The following is a 17233-nucleotide window of genomic DNA, read 5'->3' on the forward strand; positions in this document are numbered from 1 at the left end:
CCATTTCCGCCATTGCCTCAAGCCTCTGGCTCCGGGTCGTTGTGCACATCCCCCTAGGAGATTCTGCTCTGTGAAGAACCTCAGCGCCACGCTCGCGATCGTCTGGCGAATCGCCGTCCCCTATTTCCGGTCGGAGGACAAGTGGGCCGGCCGCGGCCTGCTCGCCGTCGTCGTCGCGATGGAGCTGGTGCTGGTCGCGATCAACGTGCTCCTCAATCAGTGGCAGAACCGGTTCTACAGCGCGCTGCAGGCCTACGATCTGCCCGAATTCGTCAAGGAGGTCTGGATCTTCCTTGGGCTTGCCTTCACCTTCGTCGCTTTGGCCGTCTACAAGCTCTATTTGAACCAGTGGCTCCAGATCCGCTGGCGGCAATGGCTGACGCGACACTATCTCGGCGAATGGCTCGAGGGCGCCACCCATTACCGCATGCAGCTCAAGGGCGATGCCGCCGACAATCCGGACCAGCGTATCACCGAGGACGTCAAGAATTTCGTCGAGCAAACGCTGACCATCGGCCTTGGCCTTTTGTCGTCGATCGTGACGCTGGCCTCGTTCGTCGTCATCCTCTGGGGTCTGTCCTACAAGGCCCCCTTGTACATTTACGGCACCGATATCCTCGTGCCCGGTTTTCTGGTCTGGTGCGCACTGGCCTACGCTATTCTGGGTACCGCGCTGACCCACTGGATCGGCGCCCCGCTCATCAATCTCAATTTCGAGCAACAGCGCTTTGAGGCCGACTTCCGCTTCAACCTGATCCGCGTGCGCGAAAATTCCGAGCAGATCGCCCTGCTGAAGGGTGAGCCCGCGGAGCGAGGGCATCTGCTGCGGCGCTTCGGCTTCGTCATCGGCAATTGGTACGAGATCATGAGCCGGACCAAGCGCCTGACCGCCTTCACGGCAAGCTACGGTCAGGCTGCGACGATCTTTCCCTATGTCGTGGTGGCGCCGGCCTACTTCGCCAAGCGCATCCAGCTCGGCGACATGATGCAGACCGGCTCGGCGTTCGGCAGCGTGCAGGATGCGCTGTCCTTCTTCGTCACCGCCTACCGCTCGCTCGCAGAGTGGCGCGCGGTGATCGCCCGCCTCGATGGCTTCGAGATGTCGGTCAGCTCCGCCGCCCACGGCGCGGCGCTCGAACCGACCATCGACATCGCGCCATCGAACGGCAAGGCCATCGCGCTCGAGCAATTGCTCGTCAAGCTGCCGAACGGCGCGCCTCTGGTCGCAGCCGATGCCTTCACGATCCAGCCCTCGGAGCGGGTGCTGGTGACCGGCCCGTCGGGCTCCGGCAAGTCGACACTGTTCCGGGCGATTGCCGGCGTCTGGCCGTTCGGCAGCGGCACCGTCGCCATTCCCGAGACGTCGAAGCTGATGATGCTGCCGCAACGACCGTACTTCCCGATCGGTGCGCTTGGCGACGCCGTCATCTACCCGGCCGGGCACGGCTCCGTCCCGCCCGAGAAGATCCGCGACGCGCTGATCGCAGTCGGCCTGCCGCGGCTGGCGGAGCGGCTCGACGAGCACGGCCACTGGAACCGGACATTGTCGCTCGGCGAACAGCAACGCCTTGGGCTTGCTCGTGCGCTGCTGCACGTGCCGGACTATCTATTCCTCGACGAAGCGACGGCGTCGCTGGACGAGCCGTCCGAGGACCGGCTCTATCGGCTGCTGACGGAGAAGCTGCCGCAGGCCACCATCGTCTCGATCGGCCACCGCTCGACGCTGGACGCCTTCCACACCCGGAAGGTGGCCTTGGTGGAGCACGGCGAGATCCACGTCCTCGGCAAAGCCGGCGAGCCGGCCCGGCCGGAGCCGACCGCGGCACGCTGAGAGGCCGGCGGGCGTCTCGGACGACCAAGGCCAGGCACCCCGCACCCCAAAAAGCAGAAGGGCGGCAGATTGCTCTGCCGCCCCCAACAAGTCGTTCCGGGAAGAAACTTACTTCAGGTTGGTCATCGCCGTCAGGTCGAACGAGAGCTTGGCGATGCCAGCCGCGCCGCACCAGTTGGAGCCGACGCCGGTCGGATTGATGTTGCTGAAGCTGCCGTTGGCGGTCGCCGTATAGTCGCTGGTGAACGCGTTGCAGTTCGCCTTCGACAGGTCGGTGTCGGAGTAACGCAGGTCGAGCGTGAAGACCTTGTAGGTGAAGCCGATGCCGATATTCCAGGTGTTGTAGTCGGCGTACTTGATGCCGTTCGGGAACGGACCGGCGAAGCCCGGCGCGGCGAAGCCCGTGCCGTAGAACGAGTCGGACGTGCCCAGGAACTGGCGGCCGAACTCACCCGAGACGTACATGCCGACGCCACTGGAGCCGAAAATGGTGCTCGGAGCAGTGTACTTGGCGGTGATCGACACGTAGTCGCCCCACGCACCGGAGTTCAGGAAGCTCGGCGTGTAGTACTCGTTCAGGCCGACGCTCCAATTGTCGTTGATGGTGTAGTTCACCTTGCCGTAGACTTCGAAGAAGCTGACGTCCTTCTTCATCACGTTGCCGTTGAGCAGGGCGTTCGCGGCGCACTGCGCGCTGAGCGGGTTGCCGGCGGTGTCGATCGGCGCACCGTAATAGCAGGTCCCACCCGGATACAGGTAACCCCAGACGCCGATGTCGAAGGCGAATGCACCGAAGGTCGGGCGGATACCGCCGTAGATATCGATCTCGGCTGCGGCGCGGTTCGGGAAGGAGATGCTCTCACCGGCCACACCAACATAGAGCTGGAGGTCCTTGGTGACGTTGTAGCGCGGCTCGAAATAGGCCGAGACCGACGGCTTGTGGTTCGACTGGGTGATACCGCGGAAGATGTAGTCGCTCATGACCGCACCGCCGAAGGCGATATCCCAGGGATCGAAGGCGGGCGGCGGCGAGGCCTTCAATGCCTTCACGCGCAAGTCTGCCGCGAAAGCCGAACCCGTCGTCACCATTGCCAGCGCCGTTGCCAACAAAGCCAATTTTTTCATTTCGATCCCCATCGCCAGTTCTTACCCAGTCGGATCCCGGAAGCCCCCGGGGCAAACGACTTGTCTGCAAAATTGCGTTACTGCGACAATCTGGATTGAGGGATGTGGGCCGTGAAGCAAAAATCACGGGCATCTGCCGACTTTTTGGGCGTTTTGACGATTCCACGAAAGGTTGTCGGCCTGTGTGTCTTCTCGATCACATTATTCGCATTCCAAAACGCACGGCAGGACCGTGCAAGTACGGGGAAGGCGGCCAGCGTGGCATCCGGGCTACGAATCAAACAGGCGCCGTAAACGGAGAGCTTCCGGAGCTACTTGCGGCGATGCAAAAAGGCCGCAGCGTCACCGCAGCGGCCTTCCCGTTGGCGATCGCGGTCGCTGGATGGGACCTAGCCTTGCCCCTCGGCCGGCGCCGCTTCCGCAGAAGACGAAGGCATCGCCCAGCTCGTCTCGGCGGCCGGCTCGGGAGCCGGAGCTGCCGCCGGCGCTGACGGCTTGGGCGCAGGAGCTGCCTTCGCCTTCCTCGGTGCCGCTTTCTTCGCGGCCTTCTTCGGTGCAGCCGGGCTGGCGGCCTTCTTGGCTGTTTTCTTCACAGCCTTCTTGGCGGCCTTCTTCGGCGCGGCCTTCTTCGAAGCTTTCTTTGCAGCTTTCTTGGTAGATTTCTTCGTGGATTTTTTGGCGGACTTCTTGGCTGCCTTCTTCGCGGATTTCTTCGCCGCTACTGCCTTCTTCGCCTTTTTGGCCTTCTTGCTTTTTTTCTTCTTCGCTTTCGCCATCGTGGTCCTCCTGTTGCCGACGAACAATGGTCGATCGGGCGCCGTTCTACCGTCGCCTCCGGACGAAAGTTCAGGCTTGAAAGCTCAAACTTGCGCGTTCAATGCCGGCCGCGACCCGCCCGTAGCCCAATCGAGAAGCTCAATCGTGTGTACGACCGGAACTGACGTGCCACTGGCAATCTGCACCATGCAGCCGATATTGCCCGCGGCAATCATGTCCGGCTTGACGCTTGCGATGTTGGCGACCTTGCGATCGCGCAACCGGCCCGCAAGCTCGGGCTGGAGAATGTTGTAGGTCCCCGCCGAACCGCAACACAAATGGCTCTCCGGCACATCTTTCACCACGAATCCATTCTTGGAAAGCAATTCTTTCGGAAGGCCCGTGATTTTCTGCCCATGCTGCAACGAACACGCCGAGTGATAGGCGACGACGATGTTGTCCTGTCGCGCAGTCGGCTCGAGTGCGAGGCCGGCGATGTATTCGGTGATGTCCTTGGCGAGCGCGGACACCTTCGCCGCATCGGCGGCGAACGCAGCATCCTCGCGCAGCAGATAGCCGTAGTCCTTGATCACTGTGCCGCAGCCGGACGCCGTCACCAGGATGGCGTCGAGCCCCTCGCCGGCCGCTTCCTTCCGCCAGGCAGCGACGTTGCCTCGCGCCCGTGCCAATGCATCCTGATCGTTGCCGAGGTGATGGGTCAGCGCGCCGCAGCACTGCTCGTCCCGGACCAGGACAACCTCGATGCCGTGGCGGGTGAGAAGACTGATGGCCGCCTGGTTGATGCGCGGCGCCAGCACCTGCTGGGCGCAGCCCTGCAGCAGCGCGACCCGGCCGCGCTTCTTGCCGAGCGCCGCGAACACGCTGCCGGCGGCGGGACCCGGCGGCGGCAGCCGGTGCGGAGCCAGCGCCAGCATCGCCTTGATGCGCTGGATCAGGCCGGGCGTCGCCGAAGGCCGCGGCGTCGGCAGGAAAACGGCGAGCGGACGGGCCAGCCGCGCCAGCACCATGCTGATGCGAAAGCGCTGCGGGTCCGGCAGGACGAAGGCCAGCACCTGGCGCAGCAGCCGCTCGGCCAGGGGCCGCTCATAACGCTGCTCGATCCTGACCCGGGCCTGGTCGACGAGATGCATGTAGTTCACCCCCGAGGGGCAGGTCGTCATGCAGGCCAGGCACGACAGGCAGCGGTCGACATGCTTGACCACTTCCGCCGTCGGCGTCTGGTCCTTCTCCAGCATCTCCTTGATCAGATAGATGCGGCCGCGCGGGCTATCGAGCTCGTCGCCGAGCAGCACATAGGTCGGACAGGTTGCGGTGCAGAAGCCGCAATGGACGCAGGCGCGCAGGATCTTGTCGGCCTCCGCAATGTCGGGGTCGGCGAGCTGGGCGAGTGAGAATTCGGTCTTCATGCCACAGCGCCTCGGCTCAAGCGGCCCCGGTTGAGAACGGCCTTTGGATCGAAACTGGCGCGCACCCGCTCGCTCAAGGCGGCAATGCCTGGCGCTTGCGGATGAAACACGTCGACGTCGCGCCTGACGTCTTCGGCCGCTCGGATCAGCGTTGCGTGGCCGCCGACGGCATTGGCACGCATCCGCACCGCCGGAGCATGCGCGTCGCCCTTCGGCGGCAGTGCCGCCCAGATCAGCCCGCCGCCCCAATCGTACATCACATCGCCCCCCGTCTCCCGCGCCAATTGCGTGCCGAGCGCAGCACCCGAGGCCGGCGGGCAGACGATCCGCCAGACCGGCCAGGCGCCGAGCGCGCCGCCGGCGGCGAACGGCAGCACGTCGCGGATCGTCGCCCATAGCGCAGCAGACGCTGCGTCCTCGATCAGCGTCGCGGTTCCGAACGGCGCCAGCAATTCGCGCAACGACCCGGCGCGATGGGCGGCTGAGGCCGTGATGCCCTCGAGCCGCAGCACGGTCAGCGCCTCCCCCTCCCCCGCGAGATCGCCAAGCCCCTCGGTCTTGGCCCGGAACGCCGATTTCGGCAGATGCGCGGCACCGGAGACGTCGAAGGGCGAGCCGAGCGCCGCGGTCATCGCCTTGTTGGCGGCGGCATCATCTAACCCGTGCAGCAGCAGCGTCCGCTCGGCCTCGGGCTTCGGCATCACCTTCAGCGTGACCTCGGTCATGACGGACAGCGTGCCCCAGGATCCCGCCAGCAGCTTGCAGAGGTCATAGCCGGTGACGTTCTTCACCACCTTGCCGCCGGTCTTGAAGCTGTCGCCGAAGCCCGAGACGGCGTGTGCCCCGAGCAGGTGGTCGCGCGCCCCGCCCGCCCTGATGCGCCGCGGGCCGGCGAGCCCGGCCGCGATCATGCCGCCGATGGTCCCGAGCGCGGGCGTGCCGAGCAGCGGCGCGGTATTCATCGGCTCGAAGGCGAATTGCTGGTTCTTGGCGTCGATCAGCGAGAGCACGTCGGCCAGCGGCGCACCGGCCTGGAGCGTGATGATCAGCTCGTTCGGCTCGTAGGAGGTGACGGCGTTGAGCGCGGAGAGGTCGAGCACGGCGTTGGTCGCCATGGCATGGCCGATGCCGCGCTTACTGCCATGACCGATGATCTCGAGCGGCTGCTCATTGGCAATCGCCGCGCGCACCACCTCTTCGACGTCTTTGGCGTCTCTGACCTTAAGCGTATTCACGACTGAGCCGGTATCCAAGTTTAGAACGGAAAGCAAATCTGGCGCGTTGCAGCGAGGCGCAGCGATCGACGCTAGAACCGCGGAATGTCCGGGAACGCCAGCTTGCCCGCGTGGACATGCATGCGGCCGAGCTCGGCGCAGCGGTGCAGGGTCGGAAACACTTTTCCGGGATTGAGCAGGCCCTGCGAGTCGAAGGCGCATTTCAGCCGCTGCTGCTGGTTGAGGTCGATCTCGCTGAACATCTCCGGCATCAGGTCGCGCTTCTCGATGCCGACGCCATGCTCGCCGGTGAGCACGCCACCGAACTCGACACAGGCGCGCAGGATGTCGGCGCCGAAGGCTTCGGCGCGCTCGATCTCGCCGGGCTTGTTGGCATCGTAGAGGATCAAGGGGTGCAGATTGCCGTCGCCGGCGTGAAACACGTTGGCGCAGCCGAGCTGGTATTTTTCGCCGAGCTCGCGGATGCGCGCCAGCGCCTTCGGCAGCGCGCCGCGGGGAATTGTGCCGTCCATGCAGAGATAGTCGGGCGAGATGCGCCCCACCGCCGGGAACGCGGCCTTGCGCCCGGCCCAGAACAGGTTGCGCTCGGCTTCCGAGGTCGAGATCTGCAGCGTCACCGAGCCGCAGCCTCTTGCGATGGTCTCGACGCGCGTGATCAGCTCGTCGACCTCGATCTTGGGACCGTCGAGCTCGATGATGAGCAGCGCCTCGACATCGAGCGGATAGCCGGCGTGGACGAAGGCCTCGGCCGCGTGGATCGCGGGCTTGTCCATCATCTCCATGCCGCCGGGGATGATGCCGGCGCCGATGATGCGCGCGACGCATTCGCCGGCGGCCTCGACCTCGGCGAAGCCGACCATCAGCGCGCGCGCCGTCTCCGGCTTCTGCAGGATGCGCACCGTGACCTCGGTGATGACGCCAAGCAGGCCTTCGGAGCCGGTGATGACGCCCATCAAATCGTAGCCCGGGTTCTCGCACCCCTTGCCGCCGATGCGCAGGATCTCGCCGCTCATCAGCACGATCTCGCAGCCGAGCACGTTGTTGGTGGTCATGCCGTATTTGAGGCAGTGCACGCCGCCGGAATTTTCCGCGACATTGCCGCCGATCGAGCAGGCGATCTGGGAGGACGGATCGGGCGCGTAATAGAAGCCGGCATGGGCGACCGCCTGGCTGATGGCGAGATTGGTGACGCCGGGCTCGGTGACGACGACGCGGTTGTCGAAATCGATCTCGCGGATGCGCTTGAACTTGCCGAGGCCGAGCAGCACGCCGTCCTCGAGCGGCAGCGCCCCGCCTGATAGCGATGTGCCGGAACCGCGCGGCACCACCTTGATGCCTTGCCCCGCACAATATTTCAGGATCAGCGAGACCTGCTCGGTCGTATCGGGCAGCACCACGACCATCGGCGGCTGCCGATAGGCCGTCAGCCCGTCGGATTCATAGGCCCGCATCTCGGCAGGCGTATCGATCACGCCCTCGCCGGGAACGATCGCACGCAATGCAGCAACGATCTCAGCGCGGCGCGCCAGCACCGCCTGGTCGCTCGCAGGCATCATGATGGCCATATCGGATCCTTCATGGCATATCCTTCCGGCTCGTGCCGCACGATCAATTTGTCTCGGCAAATCAATCACGTCCGCGGGTGTTTGGGTAGGCCATCCGAAAGTCGGATCGCCCATCTTCCGCCAGTTCGCTCTGGGACAAGTCGGAAATCATGAAACCTGTCATGGTTTGGTGGCTTGTCCAAGCCGCGCAGGCCTGCCAAAACCGGCAGGTCGGGCGATTGCCGATCCGGCAATGGACTGACCAGCCCAGACCCACCAGGGAAGAGACGAAGAGCACCCGATGACAAAACTGATTTTTGGCGCACTGACGATCCTCACCGCGATTGCCACCGCACCCGCCGCGATGGCGCAGGATGCCGCGGCCGGCAAGACGTCGTTCAACAAATGCCTGGCCTGCCACGCGATCGGCGAAGGCGCCAAGAACAAGGTGGGTCCCGAGCTCAACGGCCTCAACGGCCGCAAGTCGGGCACGGTTGAGGGCTACAGCTACTCGGACGCGAACAAGAATTCCGGCATCACCTGGGACGAGGCCGTGTTCAAGGAATACATCAAGGACCCCAAGGCCAAGATCCCCGGCACCAAGATGGCGTTCGCCGGCATCAAGAACGAGACCGAGATCAACAATCTCTGGACCTATGTCTCCCAGTTCGACAAGGACGGGAAGATCAAGCAGTAAGCACGTAGCAGACAGCGCTGCAGCTTCGGTTCTGATCAATCGGGACCGAAGCTGCAGCTTTTTGTTTTGACGCGTCTTCTTCGTATGAGGCGGCACCTGCGTTCTCCAACCTCCACTGTCATTCCCAGCCTTGTGCGCAATTGCGCACTGGGGCGGGGAATCCAGTACGCCGCGGCCTCTCGATTCAATCACAAGCGCCTCTGGAATACTGGATCGCCCGGTCCTGGTGCGCAATTGCGCACTGGCCGGGCGATGACAGCGAGTGTGTGGCTGCGGACATGCCTTCGCAGCCTCGCGGCTGAATACGCCCGAGCTTTGCTTCATCTTTCGCCCTCTAAAGCCAAGAGGGCGCAGGGAAGGCCGGGTGCCGGCTCGCACCCGCGGTCCGCTGCGCGAAATGCACACGCAGAAAGAACCGCACAGCAGCATACAGGTGGTGCCGATCACTCGGCCTTCCCTGCGCGATGGTCGGACGGCTTATGCCGTGCTCTCCCGGGAGCCGAGTTCCCTCTGGCCTCCCTCGCCCCGCGAATTGGATGATGCAGTCTGCCCGGTTGGGCTCGCTCGCATCTTCGCAAGACTTGACCGTAGCAACGACGGCCAGGACCACACGGTTTTGCCGTACGCGTTCAGCGTCGCTCGTCCGCACGCGGTTTCGGGCTCACAGGGACTACCCGCCCTGCCCGCTACCATCTCGTGCCGACGCTGCCGCGTCCACCGCAAGCCCGGCTCGCGAAACGTGACGACGCGCGATCGCCCCTCAAGGTCAAGCCGGGATGGACGACACATACGCCGAAACCGAATTTCGGTAAAGTGGAATATTTTTGTGCTGGTGGATTGACAGCGGGCGACACAGGCGCGGTCCCGTAGCCCGGATGGAGCGCTAGCGTAATCCGGGACGGTGCAAAATGCCGGGCGAGCGGCCCCGGATTACGCTTCCGCCTTCGCTCTGCGAGCTGCGACGGCAGCTCCATCCGGGCTACGGGAGCGTCAGCTCTAATCGGCGGCCGCCTGCGCCGGGGCGATTTTCCCGATCATCGCTTCGATTTCCGTCTTCACGAGCTCCGGCACGGCGTTCTGCACCATGTGGCCGAGATCGGGCAGCACGATCAGCTTCGCATGCGGCACCATGGCTGCGAACGGGCGGGCGTGGATGTTGGTCTTCACCGTCTTGTCGGGCTCGCCGGCGATGATCGTGACCGGCGCCGAGATCTCGCCATAGCGCGCGGCTTGCGCCGTCACAGCCTGCTTCAGCGTCACCAGATCATAGGCATTGGCGATGAACTCGCGCGGGCGCAGCAGCAGCGGCGTCGCGGAGTCCTGCACGAATCCATCGGGCATCGTCTGCGGCAGGAACACGTTGCGCGCGCCGGGCTCGGCCAGAAAGTAGCCGAGCGGCAGGGTGATCGTGTAGGCGAGCAGCGGACCGATCACCGGCGTTGCGATGAACTCATTGTAACGGCCGACCCCGCCGCGCCAGGGATGGGTGACGGGAGCGAGCATGACCAGGCCGGCGACGCGGCCGGGATGATCGAGCGCGATCCGCGCGCCGAGCGCACCACTCCAGGAATGAACGACGAAGACCGCACGCGCGATCCCGAGCTTGCCGAGCGCCTCATCGATCATCCGCGCCTGGATCTGCGGCGTGGAATCCTGGCGCCGCGCCCGCGTGCTCCAGCCATGGCCGGGACGGTCGACCAGGATGACGCGATGATCCCTGGCGAGGAGGTCGCCGAGCGGGCGCCGCATCGCCTCGAGATTGGAGCTCGCGCCGTGCAGCATCACGATCGGCGGGCCTGCGTCGCGCGGACCGATATCGACGACGTGAAGCGTCGCGCCGTCGACCTCGACCATCCCGCCCTGCGGCGGAAAGGCGCGCTGCACGGCGACGATTCCAGCCTGCGTGACCAGCGCCAGCAGAACCAGCGCCGTCACGACTGACATCACGATCATGGAGAGAATCCGGGTGATCCTGGGCACAGGGCAGTTACGGGTGTCATGGGCGGCAGTTTCGCTCCGCCGGCTTCCGCGAATCCGCCGAAACTGCCGGGGCTGTGGATATGTGCATAATTGGAGAACGTGAAAGCTCAATGGAATCAACAACATTCCAGGAGGGCGCGCAAGCCTCGGAACAGCTTCATGCAGCCGTCATCGCGGCTTCCTTATAATCGCCATGGTCGGTTCCGCCATTTAGGCGCGGGTGGGCGCCGATCCTCCTCGCAGGCCCCAGGGCAACCTCAGGGGATGCGGGAAAGACCGGCAGGATTTGTCCTGATTTGAACCGGAGGATTTTCGATGAGCTTCAGATCGAACGACAGTGCGATCGACGAGATCGTGGCGAGCTGCAACGGCGATCTGCGCGGTGCCGTACGGGCGCTGCTGCTGATCAACGAGCACCTGGAATCGGAGCTTGCAAAGGCTTACGCGGCAGCCGCCGACCGCGGCCTGGTCGAGCGCGGCGGCAGTGCCCTGCATTAGTGCAGGCTAGTTCGCGCCGTCCTCGTCCTTTTCCTCGTCCGGCGTGAGCGCGGGACAGAGGCGGATCGTCGAACGGGCAAGCTTGGCATCGGCCCTCGACTTGTAGGGACCGTCGCCGAACCAGATATCGCCGATGATGACCGGATTGCTGGTCACGATGTTGCATTTTCCGGTGGCTCGGTTGCCGACCACCCAGAACAGTCCGTCGGCGAAGCTCGCCGTCCCCGACGCGAGCAGCAAGCACCCTGCAAGAATCAAACGCTTCATGGCTTTCGCTCCTGCCATGCAGGTAGGCCCCTGGCGGCGCCGGCAATAGTCCTCACGATGCCGCGCTTCCGATCGTGGTTAATCCACGCAAGCCGCCATCGCTCGGAAGATGATCAAACTATCCGCTATTGCGCGAGCACGATCCTCCCGAACTTTTCCGGATCGTGCTCTAGATATCGCGGCCTTCGACCTTCTCGGTCAGCGATTTGACCTGGTCGGGAATCTTTTCGAGGTGCGGATTGACGGCGAGCGCCTTGCGATAGGCCTCGAGCGCGCGCTTCTCGTCGCCGACCTCCTGCATGATCATGCCGAGGCCCGCGAGCGCGCCGAAATGGCGCGGCTCCCGGATCAGCACCTGCTGGATATCCGCGAGCGAACGGCCGTAGTCGTTCTGCATGTAGTACAGCGTGGCGCGCCGGTTCCAGGCCTCGATGTAGTCGGGCCGGAGCTTGATGACCGAATCCAAGAGCTTGATCGCGACCTCGATCTTCTTGGCGTCGACCGCAGTCTTGGCGCGCGCCATCAACAGCGCCGCGGTGTCGCTCGGGGTCTGGAGCCAGATTGCCCAGATCCGCGCCTCGACATGCTTGGCGCTGGCCTCGTCGGGCGCCGCCTTCAACGCGCCGAACAGGAATTCGAGATTCTTGTTGCGATCGACCTTGGGCAGCTTGGCCGGCGCCTCCGGGAGCTTCTTCTGCTTGCCGGGTGGATCAACCTGCTGTGCCAGGGCCGGAGCAACGCCGGCGGTTCCCAGCACAAAGGCCAGACACAGGGTGCGCGCTAACGGGAATCTCGCTGCCATGATGAAAGTCTAAACGCGTAAAGCCGCCCTTGCAAAGCAAAGGCGGCGTCAAACTCGTGTGAGACCGTGGTCTTTCGGGGGCGCGCTCAGGAGCCCTCGACAGGGATCAGCCTTTGACTGATCAGCCCTGACGAGCCTTGAAGCGGCGCTGCACCTTGTTGATCACATAGACCCGGCCCTTGCGGCGGACCAGGCGGTTGGCGCGATGGCGACCGCGCAGCGATTTCAGCGAGTTACGGACCTTCATGGCGGAATCCTGAACGTTCGAAAGGCCGTGTTCGGCACTACCGTTTCGGCACGCGCGAATGTGGCAAAATGAGATTTTTCCCGCCGGCGGACGACCGCCCGGGACGGGGCGGTTCTTAAGGCATGGCAGGAGGGGATGTCAATGTTAACTGCCCGGTTCCGAACCGGCAAATTCGCGAAAACAACCCCATGCACAGTAGAAGCGGCCGGATCGGCCCGATTTATCGCAAGGGAGTCAGACCTTTCGACGACGCCTTGCCAAATTCGTTATATCATATAATCAATTCGGCAACCCGTCGGGAGGAAACCCATGCCGAAGCTGAAGCTGCCCAATATCGACGATGTCGTCGCCATCGACATCCACACCCATGCCGAGGAGCCCTGCGGCTGCCACCCCGACGACGGTTATGACGATTTCCAGGCGCAGATGGCGGAATACTTCAAGTCGCCGAACAAGCATCCGCCGACCGTGCCGGAGACCGCGGCCTACTACCGCTCCAAGAACATCGCCGCGGTGATCTTCCCGGTCGACGCCGAGCGCGAGACCGGCTTCCGCCGCTACAACAACTACGAGATGATCGAGGCCGCCTCCGACCATCTCGACGTTCTCATCCCCTTCGTCTCGATCGACCCGCACAAGGGCAAGCTCGGCGCACGCGAGGCGCGCAAGCTGATCGAGGAATACGGGGTGCGCGGCTTCAAATTCCACCCGACCATGCAGGGCTTCTACGCCAACGACCGCATGGCCTATCCGCTCTACGAAGAGATCAACAATGGCGGCGCGGTCGCGCTGTTTCACACCGGCCAGACCGGCGTCGGCTCCGGCATGCCCGGCGGCATGGGGATGCGGCTGAAATATTCCAACCCGATGTACATGGACGACGTCGCGGCCGATTTCCCCGACCTCAAGATCATCCTCGCCCACCCCTCCTTCCCCTGGCAGGAAGAAGCGCTGTCGGTCGCGACCCACAAGCCGAACGTCTATATCGACCTCTCGGGCTGGTCGCCGAAGTACTTTCCGCCGATCCTGGTGCGCTACATCAACTCGATTCTGCAGGACAAGATGCTGTTCGGCTCGGACTGGCCGGTGATCACCCCGGACCGCTGGCTGTCCGACTTCGCCAAGATCGAGATCCGCGACGAGATCCGGCCGAAGGTGCTGAAGGCGAACGCGAGGAAGCTGCTGGGGATCTAGCAGCAGCATCTTCGTCGGCATGGAGGGCTTCGATCATGATGACCGAAGCCCTCACGCCCGAGGCTCAGAGCGTCAGATCTGAGCGAGGCCCCCGTCGACGAACACCTCGCTTCCGGTCATGAAGCTGCTGTCCGACGACGCCAGGAACGCGGCGACCGCGCCTGTCTCCGACGGGGCTGCCACGCGACCGAGCGGCGTCGTGCTTCCAAGCGCGTCGAAGGCTTCCTCGCCGACGATCTCCAGCGCCAGCTCCGTCTTGGTCGGCCCCGGCGACAGCACATTGACGCGGATGCCGGTGCCGCGCAGATCCTGCGCCCAGCTGCGCGCCAGATTGCGAACCGCGGCCTTGGTCGCGCTGTAGATGCTGAACTGCGGCGTTCCCATCACGCCCGTGCTCGAACCGGTCAGGATGATCGACGCGCCCTTCGTCATCAGCGGCAGCGCCTTCTGCACGGTGAAGACCAATCCCTTCACGTTGACGTCGAAGATATGATCGTAATGCTCGGGCGTGATCTCGCCGAGCGGCGCGAACAACCCGGTCCCGGCGTTGGCGAACAGGATGTCGAGCCCGCCTCGTTCTTTCTTGACCGTCTCGTAGAGACGGTCAAGGTCGGACAGATCGGTCACCGAGCCCCTGACGGCGCGCGCCGAGGATCCGAGCTTCGCCACCGCGGCGTCGAGCTGCTCCTGCCGCCGCCCGAAGATGTAGACGAACGCGCCTTCGTCGATGAAGCGTTTCGCCGCTCCAAATCCGATGCCGGTGCCGCCGCCGGTCACCACTGCCGTCTTGCCTTGTAGTCTGCTCATGATGTGCTCCTTCACTAAGGTTGCACTGAGCTGGCGGCATACCTACCTATCGACAAGTATGCACCTTTTGGTAAGTACCTAAAAAATGTCAGACACGACTTTCCCGCCTGCACAGGCTCCAACACCGGTCCAGAGCTGCACGCCGACTTTGCCCGGCTTCACCTGCGGCCTCGATGCAACCTTGCGGGTGGTCGCCGGCAAGTGGAAGCCGCTGATCCTGTACTTCGTCGCCCAGGACGGCCCGACCCGCTACGGCGAGCTCCGGCGCGCCATCCGCGACGTCAGCGACAAGGTGCTGATCCAGCAGTTGAAGGAGCTGGAGGCCGATGGGCTCGTGAAGCGGACCGACTACAAGGAGGTGCCTCCGCGGGTGGACTACAGCCTCACCCCGTTGGGCCACAGCCTCGCCCAGGCTCTCGTGCCGCTCTGCGCGTGGGGCACCGAGCACATGGCTGAGGTCAGCCAGGTCTTCGCCGAGCGCGCGACCTGGACGCGGCGGGGACGTCCGCCGACTGGCTAGCTTGAATGGCTGCATCGAACGCCATGCAAACTCTACCTCTGCGTCTGCTTCCTGTTAAAACGGTTGTTTAGACAGTTGGCTGGCGAACAATATTTGCGGTGTTTTGCAAAAGCCGAACCGTCCATGGCGCAACTGCCGGTGGGACATTGTCCGTTGTCAGAGCTCATCTTGGCCGCTGGACTGTGCACCTGAGCCCTCGCTTCGACCGCAAACACCAGCGGAAACATCACAACAAAAAGAACTGCAAGAATCCTCGACATCAACCGCCCCCCTTGTTTCAGGATCTAGTCAGACTTTACCCAAGAATTTGACTGAGAAAGAAAGCAACTCGATCATTACGAGCGTACGCCTTGCGCTTCGACAGTGGAACGTCTCTATCCATTTGAGCCGATGCGAATTCAAAACGCGACTGCGCCGACGATAGCCTGACGACGAGCAACTTTCATTCTTCTCCGCCTTCGTGATTCAGCACGTCGGCTGCCGACTGCACCAGATCTTGGCTCTTTGCGGATCCATCTGCTGGATAGCCCTTGCATAACATCCCGTGATGGGGCCCATGCATTTCTGGTAGGTACCGTTAGATAGAGCCGCATCAGCGCGCGTGACGGCGGAGGACGAAGAGGGTCTTACTTCGCGTTGCTGCAGCTCTGGCTTTTTCTTTGCTTCAGGCGATGCTCCCTTCTTCTCGCACTCATTCTCGTCGTTCAGGACGTAGCCCTTGCGGCAGGTGATCTTCGTGCAGCGGTCCCCCTCTGCGCGGTAGCCGTTCTCGCAAGTCAGCGGACAGATTCGTCCGCCCTTGTTTCTGACGGCGTCGAGCGCGTCGGTCGTGGCGACGCTCACATTCAGTTTCATGCCAGCGTGCTTGTTGAAGAGGTCGAGGGCTTTCTGCGAGGGCTCACCCCAAACGCCGTCGACAACGCCCACATTGCATCCCACACGACGTAGCTCGGCTTGCAGCGCGCGAGCCGTATCGGCGCTGATCTGCTCCGTCTCGGCGGGAGGTGGCAGAGCAGCGACCTGCTGGTTCTTTTCTCGCGAGGCCTTCTCTCGAATTGCTTGTTCCCGGGCCGCGTTCTCCTGGGCCAGACGAGCTCTTTCAGCAGCAGCAGCCTTGTCCTGCTCGATCTGCTTGACCTTCTCGGCAGCGATGCGGGCCTCTTCAGCAGCCTTGGCAGCCGCGGCTGCTTTTTCAATCTCGAACTGTCTTGCACCTTCTGCGGCAAGGCGAACCCTCTCCTGCTCCGCCAGCCTCGCCTTTTCGGCGGCAGCCGCCCGCGTCTCTTCTGCAGCGATTTTCTTCGCGTGCGCTCTTGCAAGGTTGGCATAGAAGCCATCTGGATATTGAGACAGAAAAGCTTCCCAGCCATCGTGGGTGCCGAGTTGCAGCGCCAGCTCGTAGTCCCTTCGGATCGCCGTCTGAGGATCAGCCTGCGGTCCTGTTGGGGACGGCGCCGCCGCTGCCGGGACAAGCGATAAATCATCGCCTCCAAGTGAGCCGTAGAGATATGGCTCTTGCCTGTTGGCGGTAGACTTCAAAACTTCGTCGCGGACGTAACCAAAAGCCTTTCGCAGATCCAGGCCAGGCTTGGTAACGTGGTGAACCATCGCCGCCGTGAACGGACTATTCTTGCCATCACCGTCCAGCGCCGTTGAACCTGCCTTTGATGCGAAGGCAATCAGAGTGTTGGGGCTTGAGGGTTCCACCTTTGCGAGGCCGCGCCCAATCGCCCTGGAAGCGAGAGTCCGCTTCATCACCTTCGAGAACGGGCTGTCACGGCATGCGTCAAGAACCACCAGCCGCAACTTCTTCGCAGGCTCGATAGCGACCAACACCCGATCCAGCGACAATGCCTCGTCATAAATGTCAGTGTCACGTTCGAGGACTGCATCGGTCGGGACGAGATAATTGACCCCATCAACCTCGATGCCATGACCGGCATAGTAAACGACCGCAACCTCGGCATCGCGGGACTGTTCGACAAAGTCCCGCAGCGCCCGCCTCATATCAGCTACTTTCAGGTCACGACGCAGGTCGACAAGATCGAAGCCGGCGGCCTTCAGAGTTTCGGCCACGAGTGCTGCATCGCTGGAGGGATTGCCGAGCCGCGCGACCTTTTCATAAGCCGAGTTACCGATCACCAGCGCCACGCGGCGCTCGGCCTGCGCCGAACCGCAGGTCAGCCAGATGAAAAAGAATAATGAAAACCAACGAAGAGCGCCCATCGCAGGCCCCGATCAACGTGTGCGCAGCCTACGTCGAGCCTGATGAAAGGCAAGCATTGGCTCTGTGATATCAATCA

At 63.4% G+C, this 17233-nt stretch carries 16 protein-coding genes; 5 read left to right on the plus strand and 11 right to left on the minus strand.

All coding sequences use genetic code 11. The features are described from left to right. The first annotated feature begins 70 nt into the window (after positions 1-70). The gene (locus AABA84_RS02690) at positions 71-1831 is read left to right on the plus strand and encodes an ABC transporter ATP-binding protein/permease (RefSeq protein WP_212253251.1); all 1761 of its coding nucleotides are present in this window, start codon (positions 71-73) and stop codon (positions 1829-1831) included. A 108-nt stretch (positions 1832-1939) separates the two neighbouring features. Here the strand turns inward: AABA84_RS02690 and AABA84_RS02695 are convergent, their stop codons facing one another. From AABA84_RS02695 to AABA84_RS02715, 5 genes are all read right to left on the minus strand, one after another. Next, complete coding sequence (locus tag AABA84_RS02695) at positions 1940-2956, minus strand: TorF family putative porin (RefSeq protein ID WP_338311258.1); 1017 nt, start codon at positions 2954-2956, stop codon at positions 1940-1942. A 389-nt stretch (positions 2957-3345) separates the two neighbouring features. Next, the gene (locus AABA84_RS02700; RefSeq protein WP_338311259.1) at positions 3346-3732 is read right to left on the minus strand and encodes a histone; all 387 of its coding nucleotides are present in this window, start codon (positions 3730-3732) and stop codon (positions 3346-3348) included. An 84-nt stretch (positions 3733-3816) separates the two neighbouring features. Then, entirely contained in the window at positions 3817-5139 is a 1323-nt protein-coding gene (glcF, locus tag AABA84_RS02705; RefSeq protein ID WP_212253245.1) for a glycolate oxidase subunit GlcF, read from the minus strand. Next, complete coding sequence (locus AABA84_RS02710) at positions 5136-6374, minus strand: FAD-binding protein (RefSeq protein WP_338311260.1); 1239 nt, start codon at positions 6372-6374, stop codon at positions 5136-5138. Before AABA84_RS02710 ends, glcF begins: the two co-directional genes overlap by 4 nt. A 71-nt stretch (positions 6375-6445) precedes the next feature. After that, positions 6446-7939: an FAD-linked oxidase C-terminal domain-containing protein gene (locus tag AABA84_RS02715; RefSeq protein ID WP_212253241.1), complete on the minus strand. Its 1494-nt coding sequence runs from the start codon at positions 7937-7939 to the stop codon at positions 6446-6448. A gap of 280 nt (positions 7940-8219) precedes the next feature. On the opposite strand from AABA84_RS02715, the gene cycA reads away from it, so the two are divergent. Further along, the gene (gene cycA / locus AABA84_RS02720; protein ID WP_212253239.1) at positions 8220-8615 is read left to right on the plus strand and encodes a cytochrome c-550 CycA; all 396 of its coding nucleotides are present in this window, start codon (positions 8220-8222) and stop codon (positions 8613-8615) included. A 996-nt stretch (positions 8616-9611) separates the two neighbouring features. On the opposite strand, the gene AABA84_RS02725 is transcribed toward cycA, so the two are convergent. Next, positions 9612-10568, minus strand: coding sequence for an alpha/beta fold hydrolase (locus tag AABA84_RS02725; RefSeq protein ID WP_338311261.1), 957 nt, complete (start codon positions 10566-10568; stop codon positions 9612-9614). Between the two features lie 342 nt (positions 10569-10910). On the opposite strand from AABA84_RS02725, the gene AABA84_RS02730 reads away from it, so the two are divergent. Continuing rightward, a complete protein-coding gene (locus AABA84_RS02730) occupies positions 10911-11093 on the plus strand; it encodes a hypothetical protein (protein WP_212253229.1) in 183 nt (60 codons plus the stop codon). 6 nt (positions 11094-11099) lie between these two features. Here the strand turns inward: AABA84_RS02730 and AABA84_RS02735 are convergent, their stop codons facing one another. The 3 genes from AABA84_RS02735 to ykgO all read right to left on the minus strand — a co-directional run bounded on the left by AABA84_RS02735 (position 11100) and on the right by ykgO (position 12409). Next, positions 11100-11360, minus strand: coding sequence for a hypothetical protein (locus tag AABA84_RS02735; RefSeq protein WP_338309584.1), 261 nt, complete (start codon positions 11358-11360; stop codon positions 11100-11102). 169 nt (positions 11361-11529) lie between these two features. Beyond that, positions 11530-12162, minus strand: a complete 633-nt coding sequence (locus tag AABA84_RS02740; protein ID WP_338309583.1) for a tetratricopeptide repeat protein — start codon at positions 12160-12162, stop codon at positions 11530-11532. Between the two features lie 121 nt (positions 12163-12283). After that, the gene (gene ykgO, locus AABA84_RS02745; RefSeq protein WP_006611362.1) at positions 12284-12409 is read right to left on the minus strand and encodes a type B 50S ribosomal protein L36; all 126 of its coding nucleotides are present in this window, start codon (positions 12407-12409) and stop codon (positions 12284-12286) included. Between the two features lie 309 nt (positions 12410-12718). Between ykgO and AABA84_RS02750 the strand changes: the two genes are divergently transcribed. Continuing rightward, positions 12719-13603, plus strand: coding sequence for a 4-hydroxyphenyl-beta-ketoacyl-CoA hydrolase (locus tag AABA84_RS02750; RefSeq protein ID WP_018321552.1), 885 nt, complete (start codon positions 12719-12721; stop codon positions 13601-13603). Positions 13604-13675: 72 nt separating this feature from the next. Here the strand turns inward: AABA84_RS02750 and AABA84_RS02755 are convergent, their stop codons facing one another. Further along, positions 13676-14410, minus strand: coding sequence for an SDR family NAD(P)-dependent oxidoreductase (locus AABA84_RS02755; RefSeq protein WP_338311262.1), 735 nt, complete (start codon positions 14408-14410; stop codon positions 13676-13678). A gap of 148 nt (positions 14411-14558) precedes the next feature. Here AABA84_RS02755 and AABA84_RS02760 point away from each other — a divergent pair, with 148 nt between their 5' ends. Beyond that, positions 14559-14930: a winged helix-turn-helix transcriptional regulator gene (locus AABA84_RS02760; RefSeq protein WP_445083398.1), complete on the plus strand. Its 372-nt coding sequence runs from the start codon at positions 14559-14561 to the stop codon at positions 14928-14930. 465 nt (positions 14931-15395) lie between these two features. Here the strand turns inward: AABA84_RS02760 and AABA84_RS02765 are convergent, their stop codons facing one another. Beyond that, on the minus strand, positions 15396-17156 hold the full coding sequence (locus tag AABA84_RS02765) for a caspase family protein (protein WP_338311264.1): 1761 nt from the start codon (positions 17154-17156) through the stop codon (positions 15396-15398). Between the last annotated feature and the right edge of the window lie 77 nt (positions 17157-17233).

Source organism: Bradyrhizobium sp. TM239 (assembly GCF_036247985.1).
Classification (GTDB): domain Bacteria; phylum Pseudomonadota; class Alphaproteobacteria; order Rhizobiales; family Xanthobacteraceae; genus Bradyrhizobium; species Bradyrhizobium ottawaense.